The sequence below is a fragment of the Alcaligenes sp. NLF5-7 genome (assembly GCF_024266725.1).
Classification (GTDB): domain Bacteria; phylum Pseudomonadota; class Gammaproteobacteria; order Burkholderiales; family Burkholderiaceae_B; genus Alcaligenes; species Alcaligenes phenolicus.
Window position 1 is genome coordinate 530779 of sequence record NZ_CP100755.1, and the last position, 17421, is coordinate 548199.

The 17421-nt window shown below is 58.9% G+C and carries 17 protein-coding genes and 1 pseudogene; 17 read left to right on the forward strand and 1 reads right to left on the reverse strand.

What is annotated here, in order from left to right:
* Window positions 1-197 precede the first annotated feature (197 nt).
* The 17 genes and pseudogenes from MID00_RS02545 to MID00_RS02625 all read left to right on the forward strand — a co-directional run.
* Window positions 198-1793 carry a cbb3-type cytochrome c oxidase subunit I gene (locus MID00_RS02545; RefSeq protein WP_254499637.1) on the forward strand — a complete coding sequence of 532 codons (1596 nt, stop codon included), beginning with the start codon at window positions 198-200 and terminating at the stop codon, window positions 1791-1793.
* A complete protein-coding gene (locus MID00_RS02550; protein ID WP_118994223.1) occupies window positions 1790-2440 on the forward strand; it encodes a cbb3-type cytochrome c oxidase subunit II in 651 nt (216 codons plus the stop codon). The genes MID00_RS02545 and MID00_RS02550 overlap by 4 nt, the downstream gene beginning before the upstream one ends.
* Before the next feature lie 7 nt (window positions 2441-2447).
* A complete protein-coding gene (locus tag MID00_RS02555; protein WP_118994222.1) occupies window positions 2448-3266 on the forward strand; it encodes a cytochrome c in 819 nt (272 codons plus the stop codon).
* 15 nt (window positions 3267-3281) lie between these two features.
* Complete coding sequence (locus tag MID00_RS02560) at window positions 3282-4388, forward strand: c-type cytochrome (protein ID WP_228255686.1); 1107 nt, start codon at window positions 3282-3284, stop codon at window positions 4386-4388.
* 7 nt (window positions 4389-4395) lie between these two features.
* Window positions 4396-6642 (forward strand): cation-translocating P-type ATPase, encoded by a 2247-nt coding sequence (locus MID00_RS02565; protein WP_254499638.1) that lies wholly within the window; start codon window positions 4396-4398, stop codon window positions 6640-6642.
* A 56-nt stretch (window positions 6643-6698) separates the two neighbouring features.
* Window positions 6699-7016, forward strand: a complete 318-nt coding sequence (gene trxA, locus MID00_RS02570) for a thioredoxin (RefSeq protein ID WP_254499639.1) — start codon at window positions 6699-6701, stop codon at window positions 7014-7016.
* Between the two features lie 4 nt (window positions 7017-7020).
* Window positions 7021-7974 (forward strand): thioredoxin-disulfide reductase, encoded by a 954-nt coding sequence (gene trxB, locus MID00_RS02575; RefSeq protein ID WP_254499640.1) that lies wholly within the window; start codon window positions 7021-7023, stop codon window positions 7972-7974.
* Between the two features lie 289 nt (window positions 7975-8263).
* On the forward strand, window positions 8264-8830 hold the full coding sequence (ccmA, locus tag MID00_RS02580) for a cytochrome c biogenesis heme-transporting ATPase CcmA (protein WP_237183383.1): 567 nt from the start codon (window positions 8264-8266) through the stop codon (window positions 8828-8830).
* Between the two features lie 4 nt (window positions 8831-8834).
* Window positions 8835-9518, forward strand: a complete 684-nt coding sequence (gene ccmB / locus MID00_RS02585; RefSeq protein WP_118994218.1) for a heme exporter protein CcmB — start codon at window positions 8835-8837, stop codon at window positions 9516-9518.
* A gap of 10 nt (window positions 9519-9528) precedes the next feature.
* Window positions 9529-10266, forward strand: coding sequence for a heme ABC transporter permease CcmC (ccmC, locus tag MID00_RS02590; protein ID WP_118994217.1), 738 nt, complete (start codon window positions 9529-9531; stop codon window positions 10264-10266).
* Window positions 10263-10445, forward strand: a complete 183-nt coding sequence (locus MID00_RS02595; protein ID WP_118994216.1) for a heme exporter protein CcmD — start codon at window positions 10263-10265, stop codon at window positions 10443-10445. Before ccmC ends, MID00_RS02595 begins: the two co-directional genes overlap by 4 nt.
* A complete protein-coding gene (ccmE, locus tag MID00_RS02600; RefSeq protein WP_118994215.1) occupies window positions 10442-10882 on the forward strand; it encodes a cytochrome c maturation protein CcmE in 441 nt (146 codons plus the stop codon). Before MID00_RS02595 ends, ccmE begins: the two co-directional genes overlap by 4 nt.
* 5 nt (window positions 10883-10887) lie before the next feature.
* Window positions 10888-12849 carry a heme lyase CcmF/NrfE family subunit gene (locus tag MID00_RS02605; RefSeq protein ID WP_254500287.1) on the forward strand — a complete coding sequence of 654 codons (1962 nt, stop codon included), beginning with the start codon at window positions 10888-10890 and terminating at the stop codon, window positions 12847-12849.
* A complete protein-coding gene (locus MID00_RS02610; RefSeq protein ID WP_254499641.1) occupies window positions 12846-13370 on the forward strand; it encodes a DsbE family thiol:disulfide interchange protein in 525 nt (174 codons plus the stop codon). Before MID00_RS02605 ends, MID00_RS02610 begins: the two co-directional genes overlap by 4 nt.
* Window positions 13371-13447: 77 nt before the next feature.
* Window positions 13448-13834: a cytochrome c-type biogenesis protein gene (locus MID00_RS02615; protein WP_254499642.1), complete on the forward strand. Its 387-nt coding sequence runs from the start codon at window positions 13448-13450 to the stop codon at window positions 13832-13834.
* Window positions 13831-14679, forward strand: coding sequence for a c-type cytochrome biogenesis protein CcmI (ccmI, locus tag MID00_RS02620; protein ID WP_118994212.1), 849 nt, complete (start codon window positions 13831-13833; stop codon window positions 14677-14679). Before MID00_RS02615 ends, ccmI begins: the two co-directional genes overlap by 4 nt.
* 92 nt (window positions 14680-14771) lie before the next feature.
* Window positions 14772-15344 (forward strand): annotated as a pseudogene (locus tag MID00_RS02625) (LysR substrate-binding domain-containing protein); the annotation flags it as partial.
* 15 nt (window positions 15345-15359) lie between these two features.
* Here the strand turns inward: MID00_RS02625 and MID00_RS02630 are convergent.
* A complete protein-coding gene (locus MID00_RS02630) occupies window positions 15360-17363 on the reverse strand; it encodes a relaxase/mobilization nuclease and DUF3363 domain-containing protein (RefSeq protein ID WP_254499643.1) in 2004 nt (667 codons plus the stop codon).
* Window positions 17364-17421: the final 58 nt, after the last annotated feature.

A 17421-nucleotide genomic window follows, 5' to 3' on the forward strand; every position in this document is an offset into this window, starting at 1 on the left:
CTCTATCAAGCAAAAATCTTAACAGTCTTTCGGGCTTTGCTCACCCGTTCCTCACCTCTTAATACTGCCTTAATTCTGGCAACTTATTGTGTCGTCAATTTCGCTGCTTTTAATCTGGATTGCCGCGTACCTCCTGTGGCGGCATCGGATTACGAATCTACCAAACGCAGCTGCCACTGGAAGCGGACACGTATGCTATGACACCTATACTGGGAACTTTGTTAGCGACAAGCTTTGTCGCTTCATTGGTGGCGCTGGGCATTCTCGTCTGGGCTGTTGCCAATAAGTTGATATTCGTGGGTAAAGCCGAAGCCTCCACGATTTTCATGGAAGGAGAGCTCGGCCATCCCGATGACAGCGCCTCTTTTGGTAAAAAGAACGAGGCCGAATCACATCGGTTCGACGTATTGCGAGCTGGCATCGATCACGCCGGGAAGGGCCCAGTTCTGGTTCTAATCACGGCTGGCATTCTCTGGCTACTGATAGGCTCGACGTTCGGCGTCATTGCATCTTTGAAACTGCACTGGCCAGATTGGCTCTCAGATGTTGCACAGATCACTTTTGGCCGTGCACGCACACTACATCTGAATATCGTTGCCTATGGCTGGCTTTCGGTCACAGGCATCGGCGTGGCTTTATGGCTGTTGCCACGAATCTTCCACACGCCCCTTCGACGGCCCAATATGGCCTATCTTGGGGCCTTTCTTTGGACGCTGGGTGTTCTGGGTGGGACCATCGCCGTCGCTAACGGCTGGTCCGATGGCATTGAGTGGCTGGAATTCCCATGGCAAATCGACTTGGTGCTTGCATTGGGCGGTTTCTTCCTTGCCTGGCCTGCGATTGAGACTGCTGCACGGCGGAAATCACGTCACATCTATGTGTCTGGCTGGTATTTCTTAGCCGGCATGGTGTGGTTTCCCTTCTTGTTCCTGGTGGCGAACATACCCGGCCTGCACGTGGGCGCTCAGCAGGCGACAGTGAATTGGTGGTTCGCCCATAACGTGCTGGGATTGTGGCTGACGCCCATGGGCGTTGGCATGGCCTACTACATTATTCCCAAGATCATCGGCAAACCGGTGTATTCATACAACGTCTCGCTCCTCGGTTTTTGGAGCCTGGCGTTGTTCTACAGCCAGGTCGGCATCCACCACCTGATGGGCGGACCGATCCCGACCTGGGCGGTGACGCTGTCTGTTGTCCATAGCATCATGATGTTTGTCCCGGTAATCGCCGTTGCGATCAACCAGCACGTCACTGTCGCCACCAACATGTGGGCGTTCAAGCAGTCAATGTCGCTCCGGTTCGTATGGATCGGCGCGCTGATGTACACCCTCTCTTCCTTTCAGGGCTCAATCGAGGCAATACGTTCGGTCAACTCGATCACTCACTTCACCCATTACACCGTCGGGCACGCACACCTGGGCGCCTATGGCTTCGTTTCGCTTGTGCTGTTTGGCACTCTCTATTACATGATGCCGCACATCGTTGGCCGGCGCTGGCCCTACCCGAAACTGGTGCAAACGCATTTTTGGCTGGTGGTGGTCGGATTCACGATCTACTTCGTCTCCCTGACCATCGCTGGCGTCCTGCAAGGCATGGGGTTGATGGATCCGGGATCGAGCTTTGCCGAAATCACCCGATCGATGATTCCTTATCTTGAAGGCCGATCCATCGGCGGCACGTTGATGACCTTGGGCCACTTCGTCTTTGCCGCACATTTCGCCTTGCTGCTGCTGAAAAAAGAATCGAGCACCAATTCCGTCGATACGTTCGCTCCTGTGAAAGCGTCATGAACAAACTTTTGCCACTTCTCATTGGCGCAATTGGCGTCTTGCTGCTCGCCACACTGATGCTGGTGATTCTGCCCGCCTGGCAGCTTCGCACATCGCAGCCGCCGGCGCAGCTCCAGCCCTACACCGAGCAGCAGTTGTTCGGACGCCAGCAGTACGTCGCCAACGGTTGTATCTACTGCCACAGCCAGCAGCCCCGCTCCACAGGCCAAACGCTATTCGACGGCGCCCGCGGCTGGGGCCGCGCCTCGACGCCGGGAGACTATTTCTACGACACGCCCCACCTGCTGGGCACCATGCGTACCGGCCCCGACCTGCTCAACGTCGGCGCCCGCCTGAAAAGCCGCGATTGGCATCTGACGCACCTGTACCAGCCGCGCGCCATCTTCGATTGGAGCATCATGCCTTCATATCCCTATATGTTCGACGTGAAGGATGAAGCTGCGCAGGACGACGTCGTGGTGCGCCTGCCCGCCCAGTTCCAGCCGCCGGGCGGCCGGGTGGTCGTGGCTCGCAAAGAAGCGCTGGATCTCGTCGAATACCTGCTCAGCCTGGATCGCACCTATCCGGCCAGCCACGAGGAATTGCAGAAGAGGGACCGCGGATATGACCACCGTCCGGAAACAGCGGCAGACGGGCATGCGGGTTAGGAACGCCATGAAAACTAATCACCACTCGACAACGCCCCGTGTCGACGACATCGATCCCACATTCGAACCTTGGGAGCCGCCCCGCCCGATTCCCATTTTCCTGCTGGCGGTGCTCATCGCCTTGGCGCTGGCCGGCGTCGGCATCTATCTAAGCGACCTGGCTCCATGGACGGACTCCGGCTCGCCCGATACGGTCGCCAGTGGCCCGGTCGCGCCGGTGACGCCCGCAGTGCCTACTCCCATCGCGACGCAGGATGCACCCGAGCTGGTCCATGCCGGCCGAGGTAGCGTGTGGAGCTGCGCATCCTGCCATGGCGATCAGGGCGAGGGTGCCGGCAACACCCCCCGTCTTGCCGGCCTTTCAAAGGAATACCTGGCCAAGCAGCTGCGCGACTTCGCTTCCGACGAGCGCATTAACGAATCCATGCACTACGTGGCGCGCGAACTATCGGCTCACGATATTGCGGAAGTGACGGCCTACTATGCGAACCTGCCCGTCCCCCAGTTGATGCTGCCGCACTCCGATGCCGACATGGAGAGAGGCCGCCTGCTGTTCGAAAAAGGTGACTGGAAACTGGACGTGCCTGCATGCGTCAGTTGCCACGGAGACCAGGGACAAGGCGTGGGTGTCTCCTTCCCGCCCCTGGCTGCGCAACAGCCCGAATACTTGTTCGGCCAGTTGGCCGCCTGGAAAGGTGGTCACCGGCACAACTCACCGCAATCCTTAATGGACGACATCGCGAGCCGACTGTCCTACCAGGATCTGTATGCGGTATCCAATTATGCGGCGTCCTTGCCGGGAGACCGCGACGACACTGTCAAGTAAGCATAGAGAGCCAAGATGACACAAAACCATTCCTCTAACCGGCCGGAGCCGGGCATACGCAAGCGGATGTCAGGCGCCCGGCGGTTAGCCTGGAGCGCGGGACTGGGCATCCTGTTGTTCGGCGCCGGCTACCTGATTCATGACAGCGGCCTGATGTCGTTCTCTTTCACTTCCGAGAAAGGCGGCATTACCCAGATCGGCAGCCAGGTCTACACACGTGAAGCCATGGAGTCCGACCGCAAGACACACCAAGCAGACAGGGCTGCGCCCACAGCCGGCATGCCAGTCGGTGCCGATGGCTATTACTCACCTCCATCGGAAAACAGTATTCCTGACAGTCCCTACGGCGATGCCGTCAAGCGAGGCCGCGCCATCTTCATGGAAACGTCGACCATGGTGTCCGAGCACGTCGGCAATACGCTCGCTTGCGTCAATTGCCACCTTGATGCCGGACGCCGAGAAAATTCAGCTCCCATGTGGGGCGCCTATGTGCGTTATCCAGCGTACCGAAGCAAGACAAAGTCAATCAGTACCATCGAGGACCGCATCAAGGGCTGTTTCACGTACTCAATGAATGCACAGGGCTCACCATCGGGCCAGCCTCCACCAGCCGGGAGCGATATCTACCGCGACTTGACAACCTACTTCTATTGGATGGCCGATGGTGCGTCCACGGGAGAAAAGTTACCTGGCTCAGGCTATCCCAAGCTCAAGAAACCCGAAGAAGACTACGACGTGATGCGCGGACAGACAGTCTACGCGCAGAACTGCGCCCTGTGCCATGGCGCGGATGGCCAGGGCCAGCGAGATCCCGACAGCGGTGTGGTGTTTCCCCCGCTCTGGGGCCCGAACTCCTACAACTGGGGCGCGGGCATGGCGCGTATCGATACGGCCGCCGGCTTCATCAAGGCCAACATGCCGCTGGGCAAGCCATTCTCGCTGACCGACCAGGAAGCTTGGGACGTTGCAGCTTTCGTCGACAGCCATGAACGCCCCAAGGATCCCCGTCAGACCGGCACCCTCGAAGAGGCGCGCGTCGAATTCCATGATGGGGAGGAAAGCTTCTACGGCAAGGCAGTCAACGGGAAGGTCGTCGGCGGGGGTACGGAACAAGAGGACTGATCACGCCATGCAGTCGACGACAACGGCCGCCGCAGCCAACACATTGGACCTAGAGTCGCTGCGCCCCGCCGGACGCATGATTTTTTCCGTGCGCGGCATGTTCTGCGCCAGTTGCGCCATGGCGGTGCAGCGCGTCATCGATAAAGCGCCGGGAGTGCTGGAGAGCAACGTAAATTTCACCTCCGGCTCCGCCTTAGTTCGGTGGGAACCGGCGCGCTTCGATTTTCAAAAGCTTTTTGATCGGGTGCAGGGCCTAGGCTACGAAATGTCGCCGCTGCTGGACGACAACGAGGTGAACCTATCCCTGGAAAAACAAGCATCGCGGATACGGCTGCAGTTGATCGTTGCCGCCTTCTTCGGCATGTGGAGCATGCTGGGATCCTGGATGCTTTACTTTGGCATCGAGGCCGTGGCCGGTATCGATGCCTTGCTGGTAGGCTGGACCGCAACCATTTTCAGCCTGCCGGTGGTTCTATACAGTGGCCTCGATTTTTATCGGGCGGGCTGGAAAACAGTGCGAGCCGGAGTTCCCGGCATGGATGCCCTCATATCGCTGGGCGTCTGGGGCTCCTTATTGCTGTCGCTATGGAACCTCACTCGAAATTCGCCCGCCGTATACGTCGATGCCGCCACGATGCTTATCACATTCCTGTTGGTGGGGCGGCTGATCGAGATCCAGGCACGCAAGCACAGCATGGTAGCGATCGACGCCCTGCGCCAGCTCATGCCGGAAACGGCACGCATCATCCAGCCTGACGGAAATAAAAAAATCGTTGCGCTGGAGTCGGTCCAGACGGGCTCACTAGTTTACGTGCTCGCTGGCGAACGCATACCTGTCGACGGGCTCATAGAAAAGGGCGCGTCGCAGGTAGACACGTCTTTGCTGACGGGAGAATCTCTGCCGCTGGAGCGCAGCGCCGGCGAGTACCTGCATGCCGGCATGGTGAATCTGCAGGCCCCGTTAGTGCTGCGGGTGGAAAAATCTCAAGGCGAAAGATATGCCGATAAACTGGGTCTGCGCATGCATGAGCTGTTCGGCGCGAAGTCCTCGATGTCGAAACTCGCCGAACAATTTGCCCGATGGCTACTTCCAGTGGCTGGCGCGATATCGCTGCTTGCGCTCATGCGCCACCTATGGATGGGTATGGCCGTCGACCACGCATTACTAGCCTCGCTCTCGGTACTCGTCGCGGCTTGCCCCTGCGCCGTCGGGCTTGCCCTGCCGCTGGCATTCTCGACAGGCAGTGCTCGCGCTTCGCGCGCCGGCATCCTGTTCAGGGATCCCGCCAGTGTCGAAGCCCTGGCGCGAGGCCGCACATTTGCGTTTGACAAGACGGGAACGCTCACGACGGGGCAATTGACAGTGGCGCGCATGACAAGCGAGCACCTGGCGCCCGACGATCTCCTACGAGTCGTCGCGAACGCGGAAACAGGCGTTGCCCATCCTGTGGCCAACGCCATCGTCCAGCATGCTCGTTCTCGTGGAATCGAAGATCTGCCGCTGACGCCCCTTGTGGAGCGGCATCCGGCCGGCGTACGTTATATCGCGCCCGATGGGGCGACATGGCTGATCGGAGCCGTCAAGTGGCTGGAGCGGCAGGGCGTGCGCTGCACCGAGAAGGAGGAAGCAGCCGCTGATCCCGCAACAGGCCCAGCACCAAGCGCCACAGCGCACATTTCTCGTAACGGACGATGGGAAGGCAAAATCGAACTGCAAGACAATATCCGGGCCGATTCGCTGAAGTCCTTGAACTTCCTGCGTAAAGAAGGCTGTCGAACTCTGCTGGTAACGGGCGATCACGCCATGGCGGCAAACTGGGTGGGTGAAAAACTTGGCTTTGCGCCGAAGCACGTTCACGCAGCCAGCAAGCCGGACGACAAAGTCGCAATCCTTCAGAAACATGGGCATGACACTGTTTTTGTCGGCGACGGCATCAACGACACGCTGGTCCTTGCTGCGGCCGGCTGCGGTGTGGCCGTCACTGGTGCAAATGCCATCGCCGTCACGGCCTCAGGCGTGGTGATCACGCGAGGCGGCATGAGCCAAGTGGTCCTGGCACGTCAAATGGCCCGCCACATCATGCGGCGAATCCGTCAAAACCTCTTTTTCTCGATCATCTACAACGTTGCAATCGTTGCGTTGTTCTTGCATATCGGCGTTACCCCCGGTGCGGCCGCCGTCGCCATGCTTCTAAGCAGCATGACGGTCCTCGGTAATTCTGCTCGTCCATTTCAGTCCAACGGTCTGGCTTAGCCGCTCATTGAGCAGCACCGCCAAACCTTTCATCCCTCTTGCCTGGAAACTTATCCATGATCAAAGAACTCACCTCCGAAAATTTTGATACCGCCATTGGCCTACCCGGCGTACACGTTGTGCGCTTCTGGGCTGAATGGTGTGGACCATGCCGGGCCATGTCGCCCACATTCAAGCAAACTGCCAGTGACATGGCCGACAACGCCCAATTCGGCGAGATCAACGTTGATCATGCGCCGGAATTGGCGCATCGCTTCGAGGTTCAGAGCATACCCGCAGTGCTGGTATTCAAGAATGGTTCACTCGTGAACCGAGCGGTAGGAGCGATTGGAAAGGCCCAATTGAACAAATTCGTCAAGCAACACTTGGAGTGATCGAATGAGCACGCACCGTTCTCTCATTATCCTTGGTTCAGGCCCTGCGGGATGGACCGCCGCCGTCTATGCAGCAAGAGCCAATCTTAGGCCCATGGTCATTACTGGCTTACAGCAAGGTGGTCAGTTGATGACTACTACAGAGGTCGATAATTGGCCTGGCGACGCACACGGCTTGGTGGGGCCGGAGTTGATGAGCCGCATGCAGGCACATGCCGAGCGCTTCGATACGGAAGTGGTGTTCGATCACATCCACACCAGCGACTTGTCGCGACGTCCCTTTAAACTTGTCGGCGACAGTGGCGAGTACACTTGTGACGCTCTCATCATCGCGACCGGCGCAACAGCTAAATATCTGGGGCTTGAGTCAGAAAAAAAATTTATGGGACGCGGCGTGTCGGCCTGTGCCACCTGCGACGGCTTCTTCTACAAGGAGCAGGACGTGGTAGTGGTCGGCGGCGGCAACACAGCAGTCGAGGAAGCACTATATCTGTCCAACATTGCCCGCAAGGTCTATCTGATCCATCGCCGCGATACGTTACGCGCCGAGAAGATCATTCAGGATAAGCTGTTCGAGAAAGCTGCTACGGGAAAGATTGAACCCGTCTGGCATCACACCATTGATGAAGTGCTGGGCAACGATACGGGCGTTACCGGCGTGCGTATCAAGTCGGTATCCGACGACAGCACTCGCGACATCGATGCACAGGGTTTCTTTGTAGCTATCGGTCATCATCCTAATACCGCGCTATTCGAGGGGCAGTTGGCCATGAACAACGGCTACCTAGAAATCAATTCGGGACTTAGCGGAAATGTGACACAGACGTCAGTGGAAGGCGTGTTCGCCGCTGGCGATGTGACCGATCAACATTACCGTCAAGCCATCACGTCCGCCGGATTCGGCTGCATGGCGGCGCTGGACGCAGAACGGTTTTTGGATCAGCCGCCTTTCGTGTGACTCTGCGAATAGAAGCAAACCTGACAGCCTCCGCCAGTTCAAACCGGCCCAAAGGCTGAAACCGGAGTTACATACGGCCACTGCGCCTTTAATATTGACTTAATCGGGTTGGCGTATCGTGTGTAATGATTGGCCCAATCGAACGGGTCATTACCCATACGAATGCGCTGAGCAGTGTGAGTGAATCAACACATGCAACCTGCGCTTTTACCGATTGGGAGTAATCCCATAAATTGAGGTGAAGTTGTTCAAAGCTCTCAACCTAGAATGTGTACGCGGTGATCGCAGCTTGTTCAACGGCCTGAGTTTTCATCTCAAGGCCGGAGAGTGTCTGGTGATTCATGGCGACAACGGTAGTGGAAAAACGAGTCTGCTACGCACACTTGTGGGGCTGGCAGCCCCCGCTGCTGGCGCACTGTACTGGCACGGGCGCAAGATCGACTCTCTGGATGAAGAATACCGATGTCAGCTCATTTACGCAGGCCACCTCCCAGGACTGAAGGAAGAGCTAGATGCAGAGGAAAACCTGCAGTTTGCCTTGACCCTGGCGAATGAACCGTCCAGCGTAAGTGCGATACACACGGCATTGCATCAGGTCGGATTGCAAGGCAAGGAAAATCTGCCGACGCGGCTCTTGTCTGAAGGACAGAAGCGTCGAGTGAGCTTGGCTAGATTAGTACTGCAAAAACGCCCTTTGTGGGTATTGGACGAACCTCTGGCCGCCTTGGACAGCAAAGCCGCCCAATGGGTGACGGAAACGATAGACCGGCACCTGTGCCGTGGCGGAATAGCCGCTGTCACGACGCATCATGAGATGAAACTGAAGCATGCGACGTATCACATCACATGCGGATAAGCACATGAGTGCGCCCCTGGGGCTGGCTTCTTTCCATGGAGTGATCAAACATGATTTAAAAGTCGCCATGCGTTGCAAGTCCGAAGTCCTGACTTCGCTTTCGTTCTTTGTCATCGTGGTCAGCTTGATTCCATTGGGCGTTGGCGCTGAACGAGACATACTCAGACAGATTGCACCCGGCATTCTCTGGATTGCCGCATTGCTGGCCACCTTGATCTCGTTGAATCGCCTGTTTGAACGGGATTATCTGGACGGGACCCTGGAGCAACTGCTCCTGTCCCCCGCTCCGTTGGGCGTACTGATATTGGGCAAAGTCGTCGCGTACTGGCTATTGACCGGCCTGCCGCTGACATTGCTGGCGCCATTTTTGGCACTGCAATTCGACTTGCCGCCTTCATCTCTATACGCGCTGACAGCCTCGTTATTGCTCGGCACCCCGGTGCTGAGCCTGCTTGGAGCGATTGGAGCCAGCCTGACATTGGGCTTGCGCAGCAACAGCGTGCTGCTGACACTGCTGATTTTGCCGCTTTACGTACCGGTGTTGATTTTTGGCACGGCCGCTGTTGACGTCGCCACCGGCGGGGCACGCACAGGCGCGAATATTTCGCTGCTGGGAGCGATGTTGGTGCTGGCCGCGTTTTTTGCTCCTTGGGCGACGGCTGCCGCGCTGAAGATTGCGCTGGAGTAATGAAAAACAGATGATCAACTGGTTCAAATACGCATCGCCAAGAACGTTTTATCCGCTTGCTGGGCGCCTGATCCCGTGGTTTGGCGCAGCCTCCGTCCTGTTGACTGCGGCGGGGTTATACGCAGGTTTCTTCATGGCGCCCACCGACGCCCAGCAAGGCGAGGGATACCGCATTATCTTCGTGCATGTGCCCGCCTCATGGATGTCGATGTTCATCTATTTGGTGATGGCTTTCTGGGCCGCAGTGGGGCTGGTTCTCAACAGCCGCCTGTCGGCCATGATGGCATCGGCCCTGGCCCCCACCGGCGCCATGTTCACCTTTCTCTCCCTATGGACCGGCGCCTTGTGGGGCAAGCCCATGTGGGGAGCCTGGTGGGTGTGGGATGCGCGCCTGACCTCAGAACTGATTCTGTTCTTCTTGTACATGGCCTTCATTGCGCTCCAGTCGGCCGTGGACGACCCTCGACGCGGCGACAAGGCCGCTGCCGTGCTGGCTCTTGTCGGCGTGGTGAACATTCCGATTATCTATTTCTCGGTCCAGTGGTGGAGCACCCTGCATCAGGGGGCCTCGGTCTCGCTGACACGCGCTCCGTCCATGGCAACGATCATGCTGGCCGGCATGCTGCTCATGGCCCTGGCCGCCTGGGCGTACACCATCGCCACCGCACTAAGACGTATGCGCTGCATCATTCTGGAGCGCGAGCGCCATGCCGGGTGGCTGAACGAATTGAAGGAGATGCAAGAATGACATGGTCAAGTCCAACTGAATTCCTGGCCATGGGCGGCTATGGTGCATACGTATGGGGCGCCATGGGAATGTCCATCATCGCTGTGTGCGCCGAACAGATGCTTCTTGGACGGCGCCGTAGATCAGCGCTGCTGCAAGCAGTTCGCGAGCAGCGCATGCAAAAAAAGGCAGTCCAATGAAGAAGCGCCATCAACGCAGCTTGCTCATTGGAGGCGGGCTGGCCGCCATCGCCATTGCGACGGCGCTCGTCCTCAATGCATTCCAGAATAATCTTGTGTTCTTCTTTACGCCTACGCAGGTCAATGCGGGCGAAGCTCCCCAGGAACGCCTCTTCCGCGTCGGGGGGATCGTGCAAGCGGGCAGCGTACGGCGTGACGGCCTAACCGTGCAGTTCGTCGTGACCGACAACGCCAAGACGGTACCCGTCAGCTACACGGGCATACTCCCTGACCTCTTCAGCGAAGGCAAGGGCGTAGTGGTGCAAGGCAGGCTTGAGCTTGGCGGCCGGTTCCTGGCCCAGGAGGTACTGGCAAAGCATGATGAAAACTACATGCCTCCCGAAGCTCAGCACGCCTTGAACGAAGCCGAGAAAGCCACCAATGCAGGGAGGCCATGATCGCCATGCTTCCCGAGATCGGACATTTCTCCCTAATACTCGCGCTGTTCGTGGCGCTAGCGCAGGCCAGCCTGGCCCTTGCGGGCGCCGCGCGTGGCAATGCCGCCTGGATCGCCCTCGCGCGTCCCGCCGCACGCGCTCAGTTTCTTTTGGTTTCCATCAGCTTTATCGCGCTTGGCGGGTCGTTCTTCGCCAACGACTTTTCAGTTCTCTACGTGGCGCAGAACTCCAACTCTCAACTTCCCTGGTTCTATCGAATCGCCGCGACGTGGGGTGGACACGAAGGGTCGCTGCTGTTGTGGCTGCTGATGCAAACCGGATGGGCGTTTGCCGTAAGCTTTTTTTCAAGACAACTGCCGGAGGCTATGGTGGCGCGCGTACTGGGCGTGCTGGGCTTGGTCACCGTCGGATTTCTGCTGTTTGTACTGGCAACTTCCAATCCGTTCGAGCGGCTGATGCCTCCCGTCATGGAGGGGATGGACTTGAATCCGCTACTGCAGGATATCGGCCTGATACTTCATCCACCTTTACTGTATATGGGGTATGTCGGGTTCTCGGTGGCTTTCGCATTTGCCGTGGCCGCCTTACTGGCCGGAAAATTGGATTCTGCCTGGGCGCGATGGTCCCGGCCCTGGGCTACGGCTGCCTGGTTGTTTCTGACACTGGGCATCGCCCTGGGTAGCTGGTGGGCCTATTACGAACTCGGATGGGGCGGATGGTGGTTCTGGGATCCCGTGGAAAACTCGTCCTTCATCCCCTGGCTTGTCGGCACTGCCCTGATTCACTCCTTGGCCGTGACGGAAAAACGCGGCAGCTTCAAGAACTGGACAGTGCTCCTTGCCATCTGTACGTTCTCATTTTCCCTGCTGGGGGCCTTTCTGGTGCGTTCGGGTGTGCTGACGTCCGTGCACGCCTTTGCCACCGATCCCCGAAGAGGCGTGTTCCTGCTCATTCTTTTTGCTGTTGTGGTGGGAGCATCATTAGTGCTCTTTGCTCTGCGCGCCCCCAAAGTAAGCACAGGCGGCCAATTCTCATTGGTGTCGCGCGAGACTCTCTTGCTGGTGAACAATGTGCTGCTGGCTGCAGCGGCCGGCGCCGTAACCCTCGGAACCCTGTATCCGCTGCTGCTCGACGGCTTCGACCTAGGCAAGATTTCGGTCGGTCCCCCGTACTTCAATGCCATCTTCGTGCCGCTGATGATTCCCGCCCTGCTGCTCATGGCCATAGGGCCCGCAGCCAACTGGAAATCGGCGAAAATCGCGGCCTTGACAAAGCAGCTTCTGCATCCCGCATGGATAGCGCTGATCGTCGGCATCGGTGCCCCGCTCTTGCTGGGGCGATGGTCTGTGCTGATAGCGCTGGGACTGGGCCTAGCGGCCTGGATCGCGGCGTCGGTGGCCATCGGCGTGATGCAACGTGTGCGCGCCACCCGCAGTGGCCCGCTGAAACAGCCGCGCAGCTGGCTGGGAATGCATCTGGCTCATTTTGGCATTGCCGTGTTTGTCACGGGCGTCACGCTAGTCATGGGGTATGAAACCGAACAAGACCTACGCATGGAACCCGGCGCTACGGTGCAGGCGGGAAGCTATGACTTGACGTTCCGCGGGGTCACCAAGGCAACAGGCCCCAACTACGAGGCGGAAATCGGTGACGTGCTGCTTTCAAAGAACGGCAAAACCCTGCGCACACTCCACCCCGAGAAACGCGATTACTTTTCGTCGGACATGCCGATGACAGAAGCGGCCATTGACGCCAACGGCCTGCGGCACGTGTACGTGTCCCTGGGCGAACCTCTGGGCGATGGGTCATGGAGCGTGCGGGTCTACTACAAGCCGTTTGTCGACTGGATCTGGATCGGCTGTATCTTGATGGCGCTTGGCGGGCTGCTGGCCATCAGTGATCGCCGCTACCGGCTTAAACGCCGCCGGCGCCAAACAGACACGGCGGCCCATGGAGCCGGCGCATGAATCGTTTTTTATGGCCTTTGACCGGACTACTGTTGCTGATAGGCTTATTGGCCATCGGCTTGACGTTGAAGCCCAGCGAAGTGCCTTCTCCGCTTATCGGCAAACCGGCGCCCGTCTTTAGTTTGCCCAAGTTGGCAGCCCCGGACGAAACATTCTCGCCGCAATCCATGGACGGCAAGGTGTGGCTGCTGAATGTCTGGGCATCGTGGTGCCCGCCCTGCCTTGAAGAGCACCCCGTCATTACCGATTTGTCCACCACCCACGGATTGTCGATTGTCGGCCTGAACTACAAGGATATAGCCGATGATGCAATCGCCTGGCTACAGCGCCATGGCAATGCCTATGAAGCAGTGATCACAGATTCCGAAGGCGTCGTCGGTATCGACTATGGCGTTTATGGCGTGCCGGAAACGTATGTCATCGATAAACAGGGTGTCATCCGCTACAAGCATATCGGGGCGGTCAGCTTCGGCGATGCACGCGACACCATCCTGCCCCTGGTTCGGGAGCTGCAGAAATGAGGCGTATATGGCTGTTGCTGCTTTGCGCACTGGTTTGCCAGCCCGTCTGGAGCAACGGCAGCGCGATTGAGGCGCGAATGCTGGATATCGCCACCGAGTTGCGCTGCCTAGTGTGCCAGAACGAATCAATTGCCGCCTCGCGCGCTGACTTTGCGAGGGACATACGGGAGCTGATTCGTAATCAGATCAAGGCGGGACGGTCAGAAGCTCAGATTCAGGATTTCCTGGTGGCGCGGTATGGCGACTTCATACTCTATCGGCCGCCATTGAAAGCTACCACGCTCTTTCTGTGGCTCGGACCCATGCTGCTGATGGTGGGCGGGCTCCTGGTGCTCGCCATGACACTGCGGCGCCGAAATAGAAACGCCGCGCCTGACCCGCTTGACGATGACGAACAACGCATGGCTGACGCCCTTTTACAGCGCAGCACCAGCGAAACTCATTCAAAAGGTAATTCATCATGAGCTTGCTCTTCGCTGGCATTGTGTCGTTGCTTTGCGCAACGGTGGCATTGTGGCTCGGCCGCGCCCTTTGGCGCGGCCCAGGCCAAGGTGATGAGATCGGGCATCACTCGGTCAACGCAACAGTTTTGCGCGATCAATTGGCTGAATTGGAAGGAGACGTCGCAAACCGTACACTATCCGAGCACGATTTTTCCGTGGCCAAGCAAGAGTTGCAGCGCCGCGCGCTGGATGAGGCGATACCTGGCTCGGCTCCCGCTACCGGTGCGCATAACAGCCGACGAGCAGCCGCGGTAGTGGGCATCGTCTTGCCTGTGGCCGCCCTGCTGGTGTACGCATACCTTGGCAGCCCGGCCGCAACGCGGCCCGCCCCAGCTCCCAGTGCTGCCACAATGACTCAGGCTGATGTGCAGAAGATGGTGGAATCTCTAGAGGCGCGCCTGAAAGAAAATCCGGACGATCCCGAGGGCTGGCTGATGTTGGGCCGCTCTTATCGATACTTTGGAAGATATGCAGATGCAGCCCAAGCTTTTTCCAAAGCTGCTCCCATCATCGAGGCGGACCCGCTTTCCCTGGCGGAATATGCCGAAGTGATCGCACGCAGCAGCGCAAGCGGATTTACCCAGGAAGCCACGCGACTACTTGACCGCGCCCTTACCCTCGACCCGGACGAACCATTCGCCCTCACCTTGGCGGGAAGGGCTGCATTCGAGCGCGGCGAATATCAGGCGGCTATTGGCTATTGGCAACAATTACTAGAACAGTTCCCGGCCGGTTCGGAAGCGGCCCAGGCGGTACTAAATGGCATTGATATGGCTCGACGAAGTGCTGGTGCCGCCTCTCCATAACCCATCAGCATACTTCGAACTCGCTTGGAAATCGCCTTCAAACCAGCTAATCGGTTTCTCGCATATAAGCCCGGGGACTGCACTTCATCTCGGTAGATCGATTCCAGACAGCTTGTCCGGACATCGATGTACGCTTGGACACCAACCACAAATCGGTAGACTTCGCAGCCCAGCGCATCGATATCGGTGTGCGCTACGGCATGGGGGACTGGCCAGGCCTGAAGGCCGACAAGCTCATGGATGAAGAAGCTTTTCCCGTATGCTCCCCTGAGCTGCTGCATCAGTTCAGGCAACTACGCAAGCCAAGTAATCTAATTCGCGAAACGCTGATCCATGACTTGACGATGGCCGGCCATGCGGGCTTCCCGACCTGGGAGGAATGGATGAAGAAAGCCGGCGTTAGCGACACAGCGACGATCCATCGCGGCATGCCCCTCAATAACTCTGCAGCCGTGCTGCAGACAGCTATTGAGGGGCATGGCATCGCGCTCGCACGCAGCATCATGGCCCGCGACGATCTGTCGAGCGGGCGCCTCGTGAGGCTATTCCCAGACATCAGCTTAGCGTTGAATGCCTCTTATTACATCGTTTACCGACCCGAGTGCGCCAATCTACCCACACTAGCGGCATTCAGGGAGTGGTTAATCACTGAGGCGGATGACTAATCACAAAGTAAAATTTCAAACGGAAGGGCTGCGCTGTCGCCCAATCTCCCACGACACCCCACCGCCATGCACTGTTGCGGCGATCTGCTGGCCCAGCCGCTGCTCGATCACCGGTCGCCACGGCACCAGACTGAACCCCATGCCGTCATCAAGCATCGCGTAACGCCCGCTGACGAGCATGATTGAGCGTCGGTAGATACCGGCCACGCGCTGCCCATCAGCCACGGGCCGATGCTCCAGACCGGTTTCGGCGGCAATGTCCTTGGCAGCCCGCGCCAGTTCCCGATTGCGCAGCGTGCTCAGCAGATTGCCCGCCAGGATCACGCGCTGCCCGCGCCGCTGGGCCAGTCCTTGCTCTTCGAGGAAGTCGGCGCGCTGCTGCATGGCTTGTTTGGCCTCGCCACCAAAACCCATATCCTCCAGCCCCTTGCCGCGGCCAATCAACTGGTGATCAAGCCAGGTGGCCCCAATCACGCGAGTTTGCCGCTCGATGGGAAGGGGTGATTTCAGTTCCACCGCCACACCTCCCTGCCGCTGCGCGTCATACTGGCGGCCACGTTCGGGGAGGTCACGCGGTACTTTCCATAGTCCATCAGCCACGCGCTCCACAATTCCGGCGCGGCGCAGGGCTTCCAGCCGGCGAACATGCGCCGCGACGACTTCCTGCGGGTCGCGACCAGCTTTGGCGCGACCTTGCTCAATAGCAAGGTGGTGATCGATACGATACAAACCGTCGCTTGCCAGTTCCACGATGTTGCGGTCAGCCGCTCGAATGTCGGCGGAACCCTTCACTTCCACCACCGCGCCGGTTGGATAGTTGGCCGGTTCGTCGCGAGCATTGAGTGCAACGTAATGGGCCTTGCCGTCCACGCCGTCGATCACCAGATAGCCCCGGTCGCGCAGCTCATCATCCAGCCCCTTGGCCGCCACGCGCCCAACGATGACGCGTCCACCTCCATCATCATCTTGGCCCGGCTCGAATACGGCAAGTTCGCGTTGTTTTCCGCTCATGGCCCGCTGCATGGTGCGGATAATGTCGCCCCGCTCGCTCAGGGCGCGCAAGATTTTTTCAGCGTCGGTGTGCATGGCCCAGGTGCCGGGCTGTATTTCATCGGCCAGCCCTAGGCGCTGCAAGCGTTGCAGGCGACCGATCAGCAACAGGCGCTGGCGTTGCAATGTCGGCTCATTGAAGCGTTGGATCTGCACCCGTCCATCCTCTCCGATCTCACGTTGCAGGGTGCGATCCAGGCTCGTCCACCGTTCCTGCTCCACTTCGCGCTGCATGGCCTGCTGGATTTCCAGCTCGGTGCGCGGCCCCAGCCATTCGGTCGCCAGCTCAGAAGCGCGATGACGCAAGCCCTGGGCGATATAGTCGCCCGCAATGATGAGGTCTTGACCGGTCTCGTCGCGCCCGCGCACGATCAGGTGGGTGTGCGGGTTGTCGGTATTCCAGTGATCCACCGCCACCCAATCCAGGCGCGTGCCCAGGTCGGCTTCCATGCGGTTCACCAGATGCCGGGTGTAGGTGCGCAGGTCACCCAGCTCCGCGCCATCTTCGGGCGAGACAATGAAGCGGAAATGATGCCGGTCGTCTGCGCAGCGTTCCTTGAAGGCATCCAGATCGGCGACGTCCGTCTGTGGCCCATAGGCTTGGCCTGGCTCGCCATTGCGGCCCGCGCCGTCACGCTCGATGTAGCGCAGGTGCTTGGCAAGCGACTGTGGGCTGGCACGTTGCTGATTGACCAGCAGCGTCTTAATGGTCACGCGCCGCGAGAATGGCGTGAGATTGGCGCCTGCGAAGCGCGCCGCCGTATGGCCGCGACCCAGGCGTGCGCCGGGACGCTGACCGGTGCGTGCGCCACGGCTACCGGCTGCGGAATGACGCATCGAGGACTTGCCCCCGCTGGCCTTGCCGGTCTGCTTGAGCACCTTGGAAATAAAACCTTGGCCTTGACCCTTGCCCCGGTTCTTCGGGGCGCTGGGGCGCACCCGGAAATCATCATCGCGGCGGTCGCTCATGGCTACGCTTTCTGTAAGTTCTGACTGAAGCTGCGGCGTAGCCGGTCGTGTGAAGCAC

Excerpts from the sequence above, each read along its gene's own strand:
- MID00_RS02545 (WP_254499637.1), top strand. The coding sequence starts at position 198 with ATGACACCTATACTGGGAACTTTGTTAGCGACAAGCTTTGTCGCTTCA.
- MID00_RS02550 (WP_118994223.1), top strand. The coding sequence starts at position 1,790 with ATGAACAAACTTTTGCCACTTCTCATTGGCGCAATTGGCGTCTTGCTG.
- MID00_RS02555 (WP_118994222.1), top strand. The coding sequence starts at position 2,448 with ATGAAAACTAATCACCACTCGACAACGCCCCGTGTCGACGACATCGAT.
- MID00_RS02560 (WP_228255686.1), top strand. The coding sequence starts at position 3,282 with ATGACACAAAACCATTCCTCTAACCGGCCGGAGCCGGGCATACGCAAG.
- MID00_RS02565 (WP_254499638.1), top strand. The coding sequence starts at position 4,396 with ATGCAGTCGACGACAACGGCCGCCGCAGCCAACACATTGGACCTAGAG.
- trxA (WP_254499639.1), top strand. The coding sequence starts at position 6,699 with ATGATCAAAGAACTCACCTCCGAAAATTTTGATACCGCCATTGGCCTA.
- trxB (WP_254499640.1), top strand. The coding sequence starts at position 7,021 with ATGAGCACGCACCGTTCTCTCATTATCCTTGGTTCAGGCCCTGCGGGA.
- ccmB (WP_118994218.1), top strand. The coding sequence starts at position 8,835 with ATGAGTGCGCCCCTGGGGCTGGCTTCTTTCCATGGAGTGATCAAACAT.
- ccmC (WP_118994217.1), top strand. The coding sequence starts at position 9,529 with ATGATCAACTGGTTCAAATACGCATCGCCAAGAACGTTTTATCCGCTT.
- MID00_RS02595 (WP_118994216.1), top strand. The coding sequence starts at position 10,263 with ATGACATGGTCAAGTCCAACTGAATTCCTGGCCATGGGCGGCTATGGT.
- ccmE (WP_118994215.1), top strand. The coding sequence starts at position 10,442 with ATGAAGAAGCGCCATCAACGCAGCTTGCTCATTGGAGGCGGGCTGGCC.
- MID00_RS02605 (WP_254500287.1), top strand. The coding sequence starts at position 10,888 with ATGCTTCCCGAGATCGGACATTTCTCCCTAATACTCGCGCTGTTCGTG.
- MID00_RS02610 (WP_254499641.1), top strand. The coding sequence starts at position 12,846 with ATGAATCGTTTTTTATGGCCTTTGACCGGACTACTGTTGCTGATAGGC.
- MID00_RS02615 (WP_254499642.1), top strand. The coding sequence starts at position 13,448 with ATGCTGGATATCGCCACCGAGTTGCGCTGCCTAGTGTGCCAGAACGAA.
- ccmI (WP_118994212.1), top strand. The coding sequence starts at position 13,831 with ATGAGCTTGCTCTTCGCTGGCATTGTGTCGTTGCTTTGCGCAACGGTG.
- MID00_RS02630 (WP_254499643.1), bottom strand. The coding sequence starts at position 17,363 with ATGAGCGACCGCCGCGATGATGATTTCCGGGTGCGCCCCAGCGCCCCG.